The 14,752-nt window shown below is 70.6% G+C and carries 17 protein-coding genes; 15 read left to right on the plus strand and 2 right to left on the minus strand.

Annotated features, from left to right (window positions below; all coding sequences use genetic code 11):
• The first annotated feature begins 9 nt into the window (after positions 1-9).
• The 7 genes from HHL11_RS27055 to HHL11_RS27085 all read left to right on the plus strand — a co-directional run bounded on the left by HHL11_RS27055 (position 10) and on the right by HHL11_RS27085 (position 5,574).
• The gene (locus HHL11_RS27055) at positions 10-663 is read left to right on the plus strand and encodes a YoaK family protein (protein ID WP_169421715.1); all 654 of its coding nucleotides are present in this window, start codon (positions 10-12) and stop codon (positions 661-663) included.
• Positions 660-1,877: an alpha-hydroxy acid oxidase gene (locus HHL11_RS27060; RefSeq protein WP_169421716.1), complete on the plus strand. Its 1,218-nt coding sequence runs from the start codon at positions 660-662 to the stop codon at positions 1,875-1,877. The genes HHL11_RS27055 and HHL11_RS27060 overlap by 4 nt, the downstream gene beginning before the upstream one ends.
• 11 nt (positions 1,878-1,888) lie before the next feature.
• Complete coding sequence (locus tag HHL11_RS27065) at positions 1,889-2,770, plus strand: TauD/TfdA dioxygenase family protein (protein ID WP_169421717.1); 882 nt, start codon at positions 1,889-1,891, stop codon at positions 2,768-2,770.
• 5 nt (positions 2,771-2,775) lie between these two features.
• The gene (locus tag HHL11_RS27070) at positions 2,776-3,483 is read left to right on the plus strand and encodes a 4-carboxy-4-hydroxy-2-oxoadipate aldolase/oxaloacetate decarboxylase (protein ID WP_169421718.1); all 708 of its coding nucleotides are present in this window, start codon (positions 2,776-2,778) and stop codon (positions 3,481-3,483) included.
• Between the two features lie 96 nt (positions 3,484-3,579).
• Positions 3,580-3,951 carry a hypothetical protein gene (locus tag HHL11_RS27075; protein ID WP_169421719.1) on the plus strand — a complete coding sequence of 124 codons (372 nt, stop codon included), beginning with the start codon at positions 3,580-3,582 and terminating at the stop codon, positions 3,949-3,951.
• Between the two features lie 109 nt (positions 3,952-4,060).
• Positions 4,061-4,903: a universal stress protein gene (locus tag HHL11_RS27080; RefSeq protein ID WP_169421720.1), complete on the plus strand. Its 843-nt coding sequence runs from the start codon at positions 4,061-4,063 to the stop codon at positions 4,901-4,903.
• 41 nt (positions 4,904-4,944) lie between these two features.
• Complete coding sequence (locus HHL11_RS27085) at positions 4,945-5,574, plus strand: LysE family translocator (protein ID WP_169421721.1); 630 nt, start codon at positions 4,945-4,947, stop codon at positions 5,572-5,574.
• Between the two features lie 87 nt (positions 5,575-5,661).
• Here HHL11_RS27085 and HHL11_RS27090 read toward each other — a convergent pair whose 3' ends face one another.
• Positions 5,662-6,555 (minus strand): LysR family transcriptional regulator, encoded by an 894-nt coding sequence (locus tag HHL11_RS27090; RefSeq protein WP_169421722.1) that lies wholly within the window; start codon positions 6,553-6,555, stop codon positions 5,662-5,664.
• An 82-nt stretch (positions 6,556-6,637) separates the two neighbouring features.
• On the opposite strand from HHL11_RS27090, the gene HHL11_RS27095 reads away from it, so the two are divergent.
• Genes HHL11_RS27095 through HHL11_RS27115 form a run of 5 tightly spaced genes read left to right on the plus strand, consistent with a single transcriptional unit; the run spans position 6,638 to position 10,460 of the window.
• Positions 6,638-7,519 carry an amidohydrolase family protein gene (locus HHL11_RS27095; RefSeq protein WP_342593289.1) on the plus strand — a complete coding sequence of 294 codons (882 nt, stop codon included), beginning with the start codon at positions 6,638-6,640 and terminating at the stop codon, positions 7,517-7,519.
• Positions 7,516-8,331 carry an SDR family NAD(P)-dependent oxidoreductase gene (locus tag HHL11_RS27100; protein ID WP_169421723.1) on the plus strand — a complete coding sequence of 272 codons (816 nt, stop codon included), beginning with the start codon at positions 7,516-7,518 and terminating at the stop codon, positions 8,329-8,331. The genes HHL11_RS27095 and HHL11_RS27100 overlap by 4 nt, the downstream gene beginning before the upstream one ends.
• Before the next feature lie 27 nt (positions 8,332-8,358).
• On the plus strand, positions 8,359-9,336 hold the full coding sequence (locus HHL11_RS27105; protein WP_169421724.1) for a Bug family tripartite tricarboxylate transporter substrate binding protein: 978 nt from the start codon (positions 8,359-8,361) through the stop codon (positions 9,334-9,336).
• Between the two features lies 1 nt (position 9,337).
• Positions 9,338-9,859 (plus strand): carboxymuconolactone decarboxylase family protein, encoded by a 522-nt coding sequence (locus HHL11_RS27110; RefSeq protein ID WP_169421725.1) that lies wholly within the window; start codon positions 9,338-9,340, stop codon positions 9,857-9,859.
• Position 9,860: 1 nt separating this feature from the next.
• A complete protein-coding gene (locus HHL11_RS27115; protein WP_169421726.1) occupies positions 9,861-10,460 on the plus strand; it encodes a hypothetical protein in 600 nt (199 codons plus the stop codon).
• A gap of 11 nt (positions 10,461-10,471) precedes the next feature.
• Here HHL11_RS27115 and HHL11_RS27120 read toward each other — a convergent pair whose 3' ends face one another.
• Complete coding sequence (locus HHL11_RS27120; protein WP_169421727.1) at positions 10,472-11,092, minus strand: nucleoside/nucleotide kinase family protein; 621 nt, start codon at positions 11,090-11,092, stop codon at positions 10,472-10,474.
• Between the two features lie 32 nt (positions 11,093-11,124).
• Between HHL11_RS27120 and HHL11_RS27125 the strand changes: the two genes are divergently transcribed.
• From HHL11_RS27125 to HHL11_RS27135, 3 genes are all read left to right on the plus strand, one after another.
• A complete protein-coding gene (locus tag HHL11_RS27125; protein ID WP_169421728.1) occupies positions 11,125-12,159 on the plus strand; it encodes a Gfo/Idh/MocA family protein in 1,035 nt (344 codons plus the stop codon).
• Between the two features lie 107 nt (positions 12,160-12,266).
• Positions 12,267-13,919 carry a carboxylesterase/lipase family protein gene (locus tag HHL11_RS27130; protein WP_169421729.1) on the plus strand — a complete coding sequence of 551 codons (1,653 nt, stop codon included), beginning with the start codon at positions 12,267-12,269 and terminating at the stop codon, positions 13,917-13,919.
• Positions 13,920-13,970: 51 nt separating this feature from the next.
• Positions 13,971-14,744 carry a glucose 1-dehydrogenase gene (locus HHL11_RS27135; RefSeq protein ID WP_169421730.1) on the plus strand — a complete coding sequence of 258 codons (774 nt, stop codon included), beginning with the start codon at positions 13,971-13,973 and terminating at the stop codon, positions 14,742-14,744.
• The last annotated feature ends 8 nt before the right edge of the window (positions 14,745-14,752 follow it).

Consider the following 14,752-nt stretch of genomic DNA (forward strand, 5'->3'; position numbering starts at 1 on the left):
TTCCCCTTCATGACTCCTGCGCGCCTCCAGGTGCTTGCCTGCGCCTTGCTTTGCCTTGCCTGCGGCATCGTCGATGCCATCGGCTTCCTGCGGCATGGGATCTTCGCCGCCAACATGACGGGCAACACGGTGCTGCTCGGCATCACCGTCGCCCAGGGCGATTGGGCCCAGGCGCTGGGCCGGCTGCTGCCGCTGGGCGCCTTCTTCCTCGGCGCGATGACGGCCCGCGCCACATTGCGCCGGCGCGATGCGCGCGCCTGGATCCCGCTGGTGCTGGAAGCCGTGTTGATCGGCGTGGCGGCCTGGCTGATCGGGCATCCGCAGGTCTCGCTGTTCGTGATCGCGTTCGCGATGGGCCTGCAGGCTTCCGCGGTCACCAGGTTCGGCGGCGTGGCGCTCAGCACCGTCGTCATCACCAGCACGATGGCGCGCATCGCCGAAAGGGCGCTGGATCGCCTCACCGGCCACGCCAGCGCGCCGGCTCGTGGCACCGCGCAGCCTCCGCGCGGGCTCCATGCGCTGACATGGATCTGCTATGTCGCTGGCGCCCTGGTGGCCGCGCTGGGCGCGCACGAGAGCGTGCCGGCGATGGCCCTGGCTGCCTTCATGGTCCTGGCGGCTGCGTGGACGACGCGCCGCGAGCAAAAGGTCGAACCCTCATGAACCTCCAATCCGCGATCAACCTCGAAGACCTGCGCCGCATGGCGCGCCGCAAGCTGCCGCGCATTGCCTTCGATTTCATCGACGGCGGCGCCGACGACGAACTGTGCCTGGCGCGCAACCGCGAGGCCTTCGAGCGCTACCGCCTGTTGCCGCGCTACCTGCGCGACGTCAGCGGGCGCGAGCAGGGCGTGTCGCTGTTCGGCACGCGCTACGCCAGCCCCATCGGCATCTCGCCTACCGGCCTGGCCGGCCTGTTCCGGCCCGATGCGGACCTGATGCTGGCGGCGGCAGCGCGTGAAGCCAACGTGCCCTTCCTGCTTTCCAGCGCGGCCAACGCAGCCCTGGAAGACGCGATGCCGGTCGCGCCCGGCCACGTCTGGTTCCAGATGTACTGCACCAGCGACGAGGCCATCAACGCCGACCTGGTCGCGCGGGCGCGCAAGGCGCAGGTGCGCGTGCTGGTGGTGTCGGTGGACGTGCCGGTCAACTCGAATCGCGAACGCAATCGGCGCAACGGCTTCTCGCGTCCCTTCCGCATGACGCTGCCCGTGGTGCTGGAAGCGCTGGGCCATCCGGCCTGGGTGCTGCGCTACCTGCGCACCGGCGGCATCCCGATGATGCGCAACTGGAAGCCTTATGCGAGCGCGGGTGCGAGCGCGGGCGAGGTGGCGGACCTGTACGGCACCTTGACGCCGGCGCCCATGGTGAACTGGGAGCACCTGCGCCGCATCCGCGCGAGCTGGAGCGGCCCGCTCGTCATCAAGGGGCTGATGCACCCGGAGGACGCGCGTGCCGCGGTGCGCCTGGGCGCGGACGGCCTGGTGCTGTCCAACCATGGGGGCCGCCAGCTGGATGCCGCGCCGTCGCCGCTGGACATGCTGCCCGCGGTGCGCGCAGCGGTCGGCACGGATATTCCCATCCTCCTGGACAGCGGCGTGCGCCGCGGCTCCGACGCCGTCATCGCGCGCTGCCTGGGTGCGACTTCCGTCATCTTCGGCCGCCCGACGCTGTTCGGCGTCGCCGCGGGCGGGCAGGCCGGCGCTGCCCGCGCCCTGCAGTTGATGCGCAACGAGATCGACATGGTGCTCGCGCAGGTCGGCTGCCGCCGCTTCGAGGACCTCGATGCGAACTTCCTCTGGACCCCGTCCACGGGAAGTTCAAAGGGTGGAAAGGTCGAACGTCCGCACGCGCAACCGGCCGGTGTCCGCAGCTAACCTGCATGGCCATGAGCACCAAGATCCAGACCACCGCACTGCATTCGGATTTCGCCGTGGAGGTCCACGCGTCCATCATGGACGTCGTCGACGATCCGGATGCCATCGAGCAGATCCAGGCGATCTGGCGCCGCTCGCCCGTGATGATCTTCCGCCGCCAGTCGCTGGACGAGCCGGAACTGGTCCGCTTCACCGAGCGCTTCGGCCGCTGCGAGACGTCCTTCCGCAAGGACATCCAGTCGCCGTACCACGACCAGATCATCTACTTCAGCACGCTCAAGTACCACGACGGCCGCTTCGTCGGCGGCTTCGCCGGCGGCGAGGACGTGGACTGGCACTCCGACCAGACCTTCCAGGTGCGCCCGGCCACCGGCGCCATCCTGTACGGCACCGAAGTGCCGCGCGACGGCGGCGACATCTACTGGGCCAACCAGTACGCCGCGTGGGAACTGCTGCCGCAAGACGTGCGGCGCCTGGTCGACGGCCGCACCGGCGTGTTCCGCTACGCCAAGCGCTATTCGATGCTCAATGCGACCGAGCTGAAGGACAAGGAAAAGGCGAACGCCATGCTCAGCCTGCCCGACGCGCGGCACCCGGTCGTGCTCACGCATCCGCGCACCGGTCGCAAGGCGCTGTACGCGGACCCGACGACGCTGGTCGAAATCGAAGGCCTGACGCAGGAGGAGAACGAGCGCGTGCTGCCGCAGCTGTTCGCCGCCGGCGGCGACCCCGCCCATGCCTATCGGCACAAGGTGCACAACGGCGACATGATGATGTGGGACAACGGCTGCCTCATGCACCGGCGCGACGTGATGAAGATCGAGCAGCCGCGCCTGATGAAGCGCACCACCTTCCGGCTTTCCGCCGCCGACTACTGCGTCCCGCACGCGTGAAAACCATGAACGCATCCAAGGTCTATCTCAAGGTCCAGCGCGTAGCCGCGGACATTGCGCGCCAGGCGCGCGAAGTGACGGTGGCGGACATCCACGAAGCCATGGGCCCGCAAGGGCGCGGCGCGCTGATGGGCGCGCGCATGCGGCCGCTCAGCGAAGGGCAGCAGCGCATCGCGGGCCCCGCGGTGACGGCCTTCTGCTGGCCGGGCGACAACCTCATGATGCACCGCGCGCTGTACCTGGCGCAGCCCGGTGACGTGCTGGTGGTGGTCTGCCAGTCCGAGCTGTCGGGCGCGCAGTGGGGCGACCTCGCCTGCCGCTATGCGATGCAGAAGGGCCTGGCCGGCGTCGTCGTGCAGGGCTGCGTGCGCGACATCGACCAGGTGCGCGCCTTCGGCTTCCCGGTGTGGTCCACGCACATCTGGCCGATGCATCCGGACAAGTCCGGCCACGGCTCGGTGAATGCGCCGGTGGTGTGCGAAGGCGTCAACGTGCGGCCCGGCGACCTGATCGTGGCCGATGGCGATGCGGTCATCTGCGTGCCGCGCGACGAAGCAGCGCAGGTGCTTGCCGCCGCGCAGGCCAAGATGCGCCGCGAAGACGAAGTGGCGGAGAAGGTGCGCGCCGGCGGCTCGGTGTGGGAACTGAGCGGCGCGGCCGCGAGTTACGCCAAGCTGGGCATCGAGGAAGTCAACGCGGCCTGGGACGAGTGAGGCTTTCGTCGTTACATCCCGCGGCGTAACCGCGGGTATCGGCCTTCAGACCGTCACAAACCTGGCCTAGAGTCGGTCCTCGTGAGAAAGGATCGCATGCAGGGAAAGGTTTTGTCGCCGCGGGTGCTGACGTTCAAGTTCGCCGCGGCCCTGGACAACTACGAACTCGACCTGCGCCAGCTCGCGCAGGGCTGGCGCGACCCGGTGCTGTTCCGGCGCGTGCAGGGTCAATTCAACGAGCTGCGGAAGTTCGGGGCTTCGCTGCCCCGGCTGTCCGTCAACTGGGTCGCCGTGCTCGTCTCGCGCGCCCGCCTGCTGCAGGAACTGCTGGAGTCGGCGGAGCTGCCGCTGCCCACGCTGCAGGAACACCTGGCCGCGGTCGAGGGACTGCGCTGCCGCTGCCTGCGCGTGCTGGGGCTGGAGCCGCAGGCGGCGCGCGAAGCCGCGGGCCTGGGCTCCGCGGGCTGAACCGATGGCTGGCGGCTGGGCCGCCTGCCGCGACCGCCGGCGCCGTTGACGCACGTCAACTCTTTCCAGCGGCTCGCCACTATCGTGAGTGGATCAACCGGAGTCCGCCATGACGTCCCCGATCCGCACGATCCTCGTCCACCTCGATCCGACGGCCGCAACGCCGCGCCGGCTGGCGCTGGCCCGGGAACTGGCGGGCGCGCACGGCGCGCAGCTGTCGGCGCTGTACGCGGTGACGCCCAGCTTCATCGAGCTGCCGTACACGATGGCGATCGGGCCGACGGTCGCGGCCAGCCTGGTGGAGATCGACGAGCAGCGGCGCGAGCGCGTGCTGCAGGCTTTCGACAAGGAGATGATCCGGCCGGGGCCGCTGGCCACCTGGTCGCAGACCGACGATGTCCCCACGGAGGGCGCGTTCGCGCAGCAGGCTTTCTATGCGGACCTGCTGGTGCTGGGCCAGCACGATCCGGCCGACGCAGGCTCGCCGTCCGTGCCGCCGGACTTCGTCGAGAACGTGCTGGTCTCGAGCGGCCGGCCGGCGATCGTCGTGCCCCACATCGGCTGGCAGCGGGCGGTCGGCGAGACCATCGCCATCGCCTGGAAGGAGAGTCCCGAGGCGGCGCGAGCCGTGCGGGCCGCCGTTCCCTTCCTGCAGCGCGCGGCCAAGGTCCATGTGTTTGCCTGGGGCGAAGGCGGCGCGTCGCGCCTGGTCGGGCCGCCGCTGGACCTGGAGCGTTACCTGCTCGCGCACGGCGTGCACGTCACCTGGCACCGCGAAGAGAGCGAGCCGCCGCGCATCGGCGAGCTGCTGTTGTCGCGCGTGTTCGATGTCGGCGCCGACCTGCTCGTCATGGGCTGCTATGGTCACTCGCGGGCCCGCGAGTGGATCCTGGGCGGCGCCAGCCGGACGCTGCTGCAGTCCATGACCTTGCCGGTGCTGATGGCGCATTAGAGGGCTCGGGCAGGGCGGGGTTCTGCAGTGATAATGAATCGATGCAAGGCACCCTCCCGCTTCTCGCCATCCTCGGCGCGCTAGGCGCCGGCGTCGTCAGCCCCGGCCCCAGCTTCGTGATGGTGGCCCGCGTGGCCGTGTTCTCGTCACGCGCGGAAGGCCTGGGTGCGGCGCTGGGCATGGGGCTGGGTGGTCTGCTGTTCGCGTCGGCCGCGCTGGCGGGCTTGCAGGCCGTGCTGCTGGCCGTGCCCACGCTGTACCTGGTGCTGAAGGTGTGCGGCGGGCTGTACCTTTGCTACCTCGGCTACCGCATCTTCCGGGGCGCGACGCAAGCGCTCGCGACCGATGCCGCCGGCGGCCCGCGCGCATCGCGCTGGCGCAGCGTGGTGCTGGGCTTCACCACGCAGGTGAGCAACCCCAAGACTTCGATCATCTACGCCAGCGTGTTCGCGGCCTTCCTGCCCGGGCATGTGTCCGCGGCCTTCGCCGCGGTGCTGTTGCTGGCGGTGTTCTGCATGGAGACCGGCTGGTACGCGCTGGTCGCGCTCGTGCTGTCCGCCGGCGGCCCGCGCGCGCTCTACCTGCGCGCCAAGAAGTGGCTGGACCGCCTGGCCGGCACCGTGCTGGCGGCGCTGGGCTTGCGGCTGGTGGCGATGGCGTGGAGCGAGTGAGCAGCATGGCGCTCAGCGCAAGATGACCGGCATGGCGAACTTCCAGGACGAAGCCGCCGCCATCGCTGGCGGGCACCTGGCGGGAGACTAGGGCCCCATCCGGTAGTGCTGCGCCACCAGCTCCCGCAGCAGCTCCGCGCCGAACTGGCTGATGCGCGTGGCCGACCGCGCCACCGGTACCGCCAGGGTGAGCTTGTTGCGGATCACCGGCGCCTGGATCGCCGCCACGTGCAGCTTGCCCACCTTGCCGGACTGCCAGGGTACGCCGGCCGGCAGCACGGCGTCGGCTACGCCGCGTTCGACGATGGTCAGCACCGTCTGCACGGAGTCCACTTCCGCCACGATCTGCAACTGGTGCCCGCGCGGCCCCGCATGTTCGTCCAGCAGGCGGCGCAAGGCGTTGGGCGCGCTGGGCATCACCAGCCGGTGCCGCACCAGGTCGGCCAGGCGCAGCTTCTCGGGCAGGGGTCGCTTGCTCACCAGCACCAGCGGCTCGCGCACCAGCACCTCCAGGTGCATCTGCGGCGAGGGCGCGGGGTCGAACATCACCGCCAGGTCGGCGCGGCCGGCGATGAGCCATTCGCGCACGCGCAGGCTCAGGCCCTCCATGATCGTGATGCCCGCGTCCGGAAAGCGCGCGTGGAAGCGCTCCACCAGGTCCGCCGTCAGCACGTGGGCCACGCGCGGCGGCAGCGCGATGGTGAGGCGGCCGCGCGGGTTGCGCTGGCGCTCCTGCATGTCGACGCGGGCGCGCTCGGCCAGGTCGAAGATGGCGCGCGCGTGCGCCAGCAAGGCCGTGCCGGCCTCGGTGGGCGCGACGCCGCGCCCGTGCCGCTCCAGCAGGCGCTGGCCCACTTCGGTTTCCAGCAGCTGCACCTGGCGGCTCAGGGAAGGTTGCGTGAGGTGCAGCGCCGCCGCCGCGCGGCTGAAGCTGCCGGCGTCCGCGACGGCGGCGAAGTACTGCAGGCGCGTCAGGTCCATGGGTTCCAATTATGCTTTGTACGTATAGCTGATAGAGAAAATCCCGCGAGCACGCCGGCCCGGCCGGTCGACAATCCCTCCCGTGCCCTCCGAACCCGTCCTAACCTACGACCCGCGCGCCCAGCACCCGCTGCTGCGCCTGCCCGCCGGCGCCTGCGACAGCCACGTGCATGTCTTCGGCCCGGCCGACCGCTTCCCCTACGCGCCTGAGCGCAACTTCACGCCGGTGGACGCGCCCAAGGAGGCGCTGTTCGCACTGCACCGCCAGCTGGGCGTGGACCGCTGCGTGATCGTGCAGTCCGCCGTGCACGGCTTCGACAACCGCGTGGTGGAAGACGCCATCGCCGCCGGCGGTGGCCGCTACCTGGGCGTGGCGCTGGTGCCGGTGGACGTCAGCGACGCCGAACTCGCTCGCCTGGCCGGCTGCGGCTTCCGCGCCGTGCGCTTCAACTTCATGCGCCACCTGGCGGGCGGGCACGACATCCACTCGGTGCTGGCCCTCACGCCGCGCCTGCGCGCCGCCGGCCTGCACCTGCAGGTGCACTTCGAAAGCGCGCTGGTGCACGAACTGGCCGAGCCGCTGGCGCGCAGCGCGGTGCCGGTCGTCATCGACCACATGGGCCGCGTCGACGCCACGCTGGGCGCCGAGCACCCAGACTTCCGCGCGCTGTTCGAAATGCTGGCCAACCCGCTGTTCCGCGTGAAGATCAGCGGCATCGATCGCATCGACAGCAAGCCGTCCGCGGCGCCCAGCTACGACAGCGGCGTCGAGCTCGCCCGCCGCCTGCTCGCCGCCTACCCGGACCGCTGCCTGTGGGGCACCGACTGGCCGCATCCGAACCACACGCACATGCCGTCCGACGCCGCGCTGGTGGATGCGCTGGAGCGCATCGCGCCTGTGCCCGACCTGCTGCAACGCCTGCTCGTGACCAACCCCGCCAACTTCTACCGCTTCGAAGCATGAACGCATCCGCATCGACTGGCCGCCTGGCCGGCAAGGTTGCCATCGTCACCGGCGCCGGTTCCGTGGGCCCCGGCTGGGGCAATGGCCGCGCCATCTCCACCCGCTTCGCCGAGGAGGGCGCGCAGGTCTTCGGCGTCGACCGCGACCCGGCCCGCATGGCCGAAACGGCGGAACGCATCCAGGCCGCCGGCGGCGCCTTCGCCGCGGGCGAGTGCGACGTGACCGACAGCAACTCGGTGGCGCGCATGGTGCAGCAATGCATGCTGCGCTTCGGCCGCGTCGACATCCTCGTCAACAACGTCGGCGGCTCCGCCAAGGGCGGCCCGGTGGAAATGAGCGAGGAGGTCTGGGACGCGCAGGTCGACTTCAACCTGAAAAGCGCCTTCCTCACCTGCAAGCACGCGCTGCCGCACATGCTGGCGCAGGGCAGCGGCACCATCGTCAACGTGTCCTCGACCTCCGGCATGCGCTGGACGGGCGCGGCGCAGATCGCCTATGCCGCCACCAAGGCCGGCATCATCCAGTTCTCGCGCGTGCTGGCCGTGCAATATGCGAAGCAGGGCATCCGCGTGAACACCGTCGTGCCCGGCCAGCTGCACACGCCCATGGTGGAAGCGCGCCTGGCCGGCCAGCGCGCCGGCGGCGACGTAGCCACGCTGCTGGAGCAGCGCCAATCCCGCATCCCGCTGCCCTTCATGGGCGACGGGCGCGACACGGCGAACGCGGCGCTGTTCCTCGCCAGCGAGGAAGCGCGTTTCATCACCGGCACCGAGATCGTGGTGGACGGCGGCATGTCCGTGCGCTGCGACTGAACGCAAACACAAACCCAAGGAGACGACATGGAAAAGATCTCGATCCGCCGCCGCAACATCGCGCTGGCCTGCGGCGCCGCCGCGCTGGCGCTGCCTTTCGCGACCCGTGCGCAGTCCGGCACCGTGAAGCTCGTGGTGGCGTTCCCGCCCGGCGGCCCGGTGGACTTCGTCGCCCGTGCCCTCTCCGAGCAACTGGGCAAGGAGCTGGGCCAGCAGGTGATCGTCGACAACCGCGCCGGCGCCAACGGCGCCATCGCGGCCGATTTCGTCTCGCGCGCGGCGCCGGACGCCAACACGCTGTGGCTCACCAGCGTCGGCGCCGTGGCCATCAACCCTTCGCTGTACGACAAGCTGTCCTACGACCCCGAGCGCGACCTCGTGCCGGTCTCGCTGGTCGTGCGCAACGTCGAAGTGCTGGTCGTCGGCGCCAATGCGCCGTACCAGACCGGCGCCGACTTCGTGGCTGCCGCGCGCAAGCCGGGCGCGAAACTGAGCATGGCTTCGTCGGGCACCGGCAGCGTGCCGCACCTGGCGATGGAACTGCTCAATGACGCGGCGAAGATCAACCTGCTGCACGTGCCTTACAAGGGCGCGGCGCCGGCCATCGTCGACGTCATCGCCGGCAACGTGGACGGCTTCTTCGGCGACATCCCGGGCCTGATCGGCCACATCAAGTCCGGCAAGCTGAAGGCGATCGGCATCGCGGCGCCGAAGCGCCACCCGCTGCTGCCGGACGTGAAGACCTTCGACGAGATGGGCATCCCCGGCGTCGACTCGGACAACTGGTACGCGCTGTACACGTCCAAGGGCACGCCGCCGGCGCAGGCCGAGCGCGTGTCGGCCGCCGTGCGCAAGGCGCTGGCCAACGAGGCCGTGCACAGCCGGCTGGCCAGCTCGGGCGCCGAACCGGCACCGTCCACGCCGGCGCAGCTGGCGGCGCTGCTGAAGAAGGATTCGGCCAAGTGGGGCCGCATCGTCAAGGCCAAGGGCATCAAGGCGGACTGAAATGCGACTGGACCCCATCGCGCCCGGCACGCGGCCGGAACTGGCGGAGCAGGAGCAGCGCATCCTGGCCGAACGCGGCCGCATCTCGCCGCTGTACCAGGTGCTGTTGAACAGCCCGCCCATCGCGCACGGCTGGGAGCAGATGCTGTCTGCCGTGCGCAACCGCAACAGCGTTCCCGCCGACGTGCGTGAACTGGTGATCCTGCGCGTGGCCGTGCTCAATCGCGCGCCCTACGAGTTCGACGCGCACGTGCCGCACGCGCTGGCGGCCGGCGCGAGCGATGCGCAGGTCGCCGCGATGCGCACCGTGCCGCTGGCGGCGGACGCGCCCCTGAACGCGGCGCAGCGCGTGGCGATCCGCCTCGCCGATGCGATGACGCGCGACATCGAGGTGGACGACGCGCTCTACGCCGAGGTGCAGGCGCAGTTCACGACGTCGCAGCAACAGCTGGACCTGGTGGCCACCGTCGCCGCGTACAACATGGTGTCGCGCCTGCTCACGGCGCTGCGGATCGGGCACTGACATGGACGCGCTGAAGACCGACGTGCTCCTCGTGCGCTGCCGCACGACGGGCGAGGGCCTGCCTGACGCCGCCGCGCGCTTCTGCGCGCAGGCCGGGCTGGACCTGCGCCTGGAACGGACCGCGTGGTCGCGTGAAGAGGGCTGGGCTTACGTGTATGCCCGCCTGCGCGGCGTCGGTGCGCTGGACGCCTCCGCCCTGCCGCGGCTCGCGAAGCTGTGGAGCTCGTTGTGCCCCGGGGCCAGCGAAGTCGACGTCTCGCGCCTGCAGTTGATGCAGGACCTGCCCGGCTTTTCCGAAGCGGAGGTCCCGAGCCACCACTACGTCGTGGAGACGGACCCGGAGGCCGGCTGGGAAGAAGACATCCTGCGCTGGTACCTGGACGAACACCTGCCGGGCCTGGCCTCGGTGCCCGGCACCGTGCGCGCCCGCCGCTACGTCAACCACGACGCCGGCCCGAGCTCGCATGCCTGCTACGGCCTGGTCGGCGCGGAGACCCTGGGCTCGCCGCCCTGGCTGGACGTGCGCGGCACCGAATGGAGTTCGCGCGTGCGGCCGCATTTCACGAACACGCGGCGCACGATGATGCGGATCGTGGACTGACGTCCGCCAGCTCAGGCTTCGTCCCAGCGGAACACCAGCTTCGCTTCGGCGCGCGTGCCGGCGACGAGACGCGCGTTCGGTTCGTCGGTCGCCGCGATCCATGCGGCGGCTTCCTGCGGGTCGCGCCCGAACTGCTGGTGCCGCTGCGCCAGCCGGCCGGTCCGCAGCGTGTCGTCGACCTCGACATACCAGGCGTCGTCCAGCAGGGCGGCGACGTCCTTCCATAGCAGCAGGTAGTTGCCCTCGGTGATCACGAGCCGGGTGTCCGGCAGCACCGCGATGGCGCCGGCGATGGGCTCCTCGATCTCGCGCCGGAACTCGGGCGCGTAGACGATTTCATCCGCGCGCTGCGCGCGCAGGCGGCGCAGCAGGGCTGCATAGCCCGCAGCGTCGAAGGTGTCCGGCGCGCCCTTGCGGCCGGCGCGGCCGAGGCGCTGCAACTGCGTGTTGGCCAGGTGGAAGCCGTCCATGGGCACGACTTGCGAGATGCCTGGGAAGGCGTCGTGCAGCGCATTCGCCAGCGTGGACTTGCCGCTGCCGGGCGGCCCGGCCAGGCCCAGGATCCGGCGTTCGCCGCCGCGCAGCAGTTCACGGACGCGGGCGAGGTAGTTGGGGGCGAGGGCGGCGGCCATGGCGTATTCTGGCAAGCAAGAGGAGAGCCCGCATGCCCGCCACCACCACCATCGGCCTGATCGGCGCCGGCGCCATCGGCCGCGCCCACCTGGGCGGCGCGGCGCAGGCCGCGGGAGTGCGGATCGTCGGCGTCGCCGACCCGAGCCCCGCCGCCGCGGAACTGGCGCGGGAATTCGGCTTGCCGCACTTCGAGGACCAGCGCGCGCTGCGCGACGCGCTGCAGCCGGACGGCGCCGTCATCGCGACGCCCAATGCCCTGCACGTCCCGCTGGCGCTCGAATGGATAGCCGCGGGCCGGCCGGTGCTGGTCGAGAAGCCGGTCGCGGTGACGGTCGAAGAAGGGCGGCAACTGGCGCGCGCCGCCGCGGACGCCGGGGTTCCGGTGCTGGTGGGCCACCATCGGCGACACAACCCGGTGCTGCAGAAGGCGCGCGCCCTGGTGCAGGGCGGTGCGCTCGGCCGCCTGGTCTGCGCCAGCGTGATGGCGGCCTTCCTGAAGCCGGACGCCTATTTCGAGCAGGCGTGGCGGCGCTCGAACGCCGGTGGCCCGGTGCTGATCAACCTGATCCACGAGATCGACCTGCTGCGCTTCGTCTGCGGCGAGATCCGCAGCCTGCAGGCCCTGACTTCCAACGCCGTCCGCGGCTTCGAGGTCGAGGACAGCGCAGCGACCCTGCTGCGCCTGGAGAACGATGCGCTGGCGACGATCCAGCTGAGCGACACCGCCGCCGCGCCCTGGAGCTGGGACCTGGCCTCGGGCGAGAGCCCGGTGTTCGCGCGTTCGGACACCGAGAGCCACTTCCTCTGCGGCACCGAGGCGTCGCTGGCGCTGCCCACGCTGCGCAGCTGGCGCTATCCCGGCGAGCGCGGATGGTTCCATCCGCTGGAGCAGTCGCGCGTGGCCTTCGAGCCGGGCAATCCCTACGTAGAGCAGATGCGCCACTTCGGCGCGGTGATCCGGCGCGAGGAAGCGCCGCTCACCGATGCCGCCGATGCGACCCGCACGCTCGAAGTGACGCTGGCGGTCCGGCAGGCCGCGCGCTCCGGCGAGGTGATCCGGTTCTGAAGCCGCCGGGCATTCATGCACGGCGTGCAAGAACGCTTCCAAAACTCGCAATTCACGGCCCCGGCCGTTTGCCGCAGGATGCGCGGGTTCCGGAAAGGACGACAACAATGAGATTCGGAGACATCCTGCGTGCCCTGGCGCTGGCGGCGCTCACCATCAGCGGCGCCTGGGCCCAACCCGCGGACACCATCGCCGTCGAGGGCGGGCGCATCCGCGGCGTCGCGGCCGATGCGCCGGGCGTGACCCTCTACAAGGCGGTGCCCTTCGCGGCGCCGCCGGTGGGCCCCAATCGCTGGCGCGCGCCGCAACCGGTGCAGCCCTGGACCGGCGTGCGCGAGAGCAATGCCTGGCCGAACCGCTGCTACCAGCTGGCCAGCGCCAACCCGCCGGGCACCTTCTACTTCAACGAGTTCTACTGGGATCCGGCGCGCGACCCCAAGGACAGCGAGGACTGCCTCTACCTGAACATCTGGGCGCCGCAGCGCAGCGCGGGCGCGCCCTTGCCGGTGCTGGTCTTCTACCACGGCGGTGGCAACCGGCACGGCAACAATTCGGAAGTGGAGTTCGATGCCGCGCGGCTCGCCGCCAAGGGCGTCATCGTCGTGACCGCGGCCTATCGCCTGAACCTGATGGGCTTCCTGGCGCTGCCCGGCATGCCGGCGGGCGAGGCCGGCAACTTCGCCGTGCTGGACACGGTGGAGTCGTTGAAGTGGGTGCAGCGGAACATAGCCGCGCTCGGGGGCGACCCGGCCAACGTGACGATCATGGGCCAGTCGGCCGGCTCGCGCAACGTGCGCACGCTGCTCTCCACGCCGCTGGCGCAGGGCCTGTTCCGCCGGGCCATCATGCACAGCAGCCCCACGGTGATGGTGCAGCCCGGCAAGTCCAACTACGTCGCGCTGGCCGACAAGCAGGCTGCGGCCGCGGCGATGTTCCAGAAGCACTTTCCCGGCATGACGCTCGACGACCTGCGCAAGCTGCCGCCGGAAGCCTTCTACGGCGACGCCGCGCGGACCGAGGAACTCTATGGCGTCAGCAGCGGCTCCTACGCCGCGCTGGATGGCCAGGTGATCACAACCACCTCGGCGGACCTGCTGCGCCCCGGCGCGCTGAATGGCGTCGACGTGATGCTGGGCACCGTGGCCGATGAACGCACGGCCCTCGACGGCGCACCCGACCGGCAGATGGATGTCGCCGCCTTCCAGGCCACCTGGAAGAAGCAGCTGGGCGACGCCTTGTACGCGAAGTACGGCTTCGAGCAGCTCTACCCCGCATCGACCCGGCTCGACGCCTGGCGCCAGCACATGAAGGCCGGCGCGGACCTGCTGCTGGAACAGAACCGCATCGCCGGCCCTCTGCTGAAGGCCAACAACCCCTCCAGCAAGGTCTACGTCTTCTACTTCGACCATCCGACGCCGGGGCGCGACCGCGAGTACTACGGCAGCTGGCATTCCTCCGACCTCTGGTACGTGCTGGCTTCGCTGCGCAACGAGCCGGGGCAGCGCCAGTGGTCCCCCTACGATTTCCAGCTGGCGGAGCAGGCCTCGACCCTGTGGGCGAACTTCGTGAAGACGGGCGACCCCAACGGCCCGGGGCTGCCGGCCTGGCCGCAGGCGAGCACCGCGAACCACGGGACCTACCTGTGGTTTGCCGAGCGTTCCGTGGGCGCGACCGAGCGCTCGCCTTACTTCGGGACAGCGGTGGAGCAGCGCAACGCGCTGTTCCACGAGTGGCAGCTGCAGTACTACGGCAGGCGCTGAACGGCGCTACGGCCTACTGCCGCCGCGGCAGGAACGCGCTACAACGCTCGCGTGGACCTCCGCTTGCAAGGCAAGGTCGCGCTGGTGACCGGCGCGGCCCAGGGCATCGGCCTCGGCATCGCCGAGCGGCTGGCGCGCGAGGGCGCGCAGCTGGCGCTGAACGTGCATCGCGAGGACGAGCGCTCGCGCGCCGCGCAGCAGCTGGTGGCCGCCGCGGGTGGGCGCTGCGAGGTGTTCACGGCGGACGTGGCCCTGCCGGCGGAAGGCCGCCGGCTGGTCGACGAGGTCGTGGCGCGCATGGGCCGTCTCGACATCCTGGTGAACAACGCCGGCATCGAACGCAATGCCGGGGCCCTGGACATCACCGAGGAAGACTACGACCGCGTGCTGGCCACCAACCTCAAGGGCCCGCTGTTCCTGGCGCAGGCCTTCGCGCTGCACGTCCGCCAGCAAGGGCAGGGCGGCCGCATCGTCAACATCAGCTCCGTGCACGAGGAGCTGCCTTTCCCGCACTTCGCGCCCTACTGCGCCAGCAAGGGCGGGCTGAAGATGGCGATGCGCACGCTGGCGCTGGAGCTCGCGCCGCTGCGCATCACCGTGAACAACGTGGCGCCCGGCGCCATCCGCACGCCGATCAACCAGGACCTGCTCGCGAACCAGCCTATGCTGGACGCGCTGCTGGCACAGATCCCTGCAGGCCGCTTGGGCGAGCCCGGCGACGTGGCCGGCGCGGTGGCCTTCCTGGCCTCGGACGATGCGGGCTACATCACGGGCACCACCCTTGTGGTGGACGGCGGGCTGCTCTGGAACTACCAGGAGCAGTGATGGAGAAT

The sequence above is a fragment of the Ramlibacter agri genome (assembly GCF_012927085.1).
GTDB classification, from domain to species: Bacteria; Pseudomonadota; Gammaproteobacteria; order Burkholderiales; family Burkholderiaceae_C; genus Ramlibacter; species Ramlibacter agri.

Bases quoted from the DNA above. Each gene is read 5' to 3' on its own strand.
- HHL11_RS27065 (WP_169421717.1), top strand. From the start codon at position 1,889: ATGAGCACCAAGATCCAGACCACCGCACTGCATTCGGATTTCGCCGTG.
- HHL11_RS27070 (WP_169421718.1), top strand. From the start codon at position 2,776: ATGAACGCATCCAAGGTCTATCTCAAGGTCCAGCGCGTAGCCGCGGAC.
- HHL11_RS27130 (WP_169421729.1), top strand. From the start codon at position 12,267: ATGAGATTCGGAGACATCCTGCGTGCCCTGGCGCTGGCGGCGCTCACC.
- HHL11_RS27085 (WP_169421721.1), top strand. From the start codon at position 4,945: ATGCAAGGCACCCTCCCGCTTCTCGCCATCCTCGGCGCGCTAGGCGCC.
- HHL11_RS27060 (WP_169421716.1), top strand. From the start codon at position 660: ATGAACCTCCAATCCGCGATCAACCTCGAAGACCTGCGCCGCATGGCG.
- HHL11_RS27090 (WP_169421722.1), bottom strand. From the start codon at position 6,555: ATGGACCTGACGCGCCTGCAGTACTTCGCCGCCGTCGCGGACGCCGGC.
- HHL11_RS27080 (WP_169421720.1), top strand. From the start codon at position 4,061: ATGACGTCCCCGATCCGCACGATCCTCGTCCACCTCGATCCGACGGCC.
- HHL11_RS27110 (WP_169421725.1), top strand. From the start codon at position 9,338: ATGCGACTGGACCCCATCGCGCCCGGCACGCGGCCGGAACTGGCGGAG.
- HHL11_RS27100 (WP_169421723.1), top strand. From the start codon at position 7,516: ATGAACGCATCCGCATCGACTGGCCGCCTGGCCGGCAAGGTTGCCATC.
- HHL11_RS27075 (WP_169421719.1), top strand. From the start codon at position 3,580: ATGCAGGGAAAGGTTTTGTCGCCGCGGGTGCTGACGTTCAAGTTCGCC.
- HHL11_RS27120 (WP_169421727.1), bottom strand. From the start codon at position 11,092: ATGGCCGCCGCCCTCGCCCCCAACTACCTCGCCCGCGTCCGTGAACTG.
- HHL11_RS27055 (WP_169421715.1), top strand. From the start codon at position 10: ATGACTCCTGCGCGCCTCCAGGTGCTTGCCTGCGCCTTGCTTTGCCTT.
- HHL11_RS27125 (WP_169421728.1), top strand. From the start codon at position 11,125: ATGCCCGCCACCACCACCATCGGCCTGATCGGCGCCGGCGCCATCGGC.
- HHL11_RS27115 (WP_169421726.1), top strand. From the start codon at position 9,861: ATGGACGCGCTGAAGACCGACGTGCTCCTCGTGCGCTGCCGCACGACG.
- HHL11_RS27105 (WP_169421724.1), top strand. From the start codon at position 8,359: ATGGAAAAGATCTCGATCCGCCGCCGCAACATCGCGCTGGCCTGCGGC.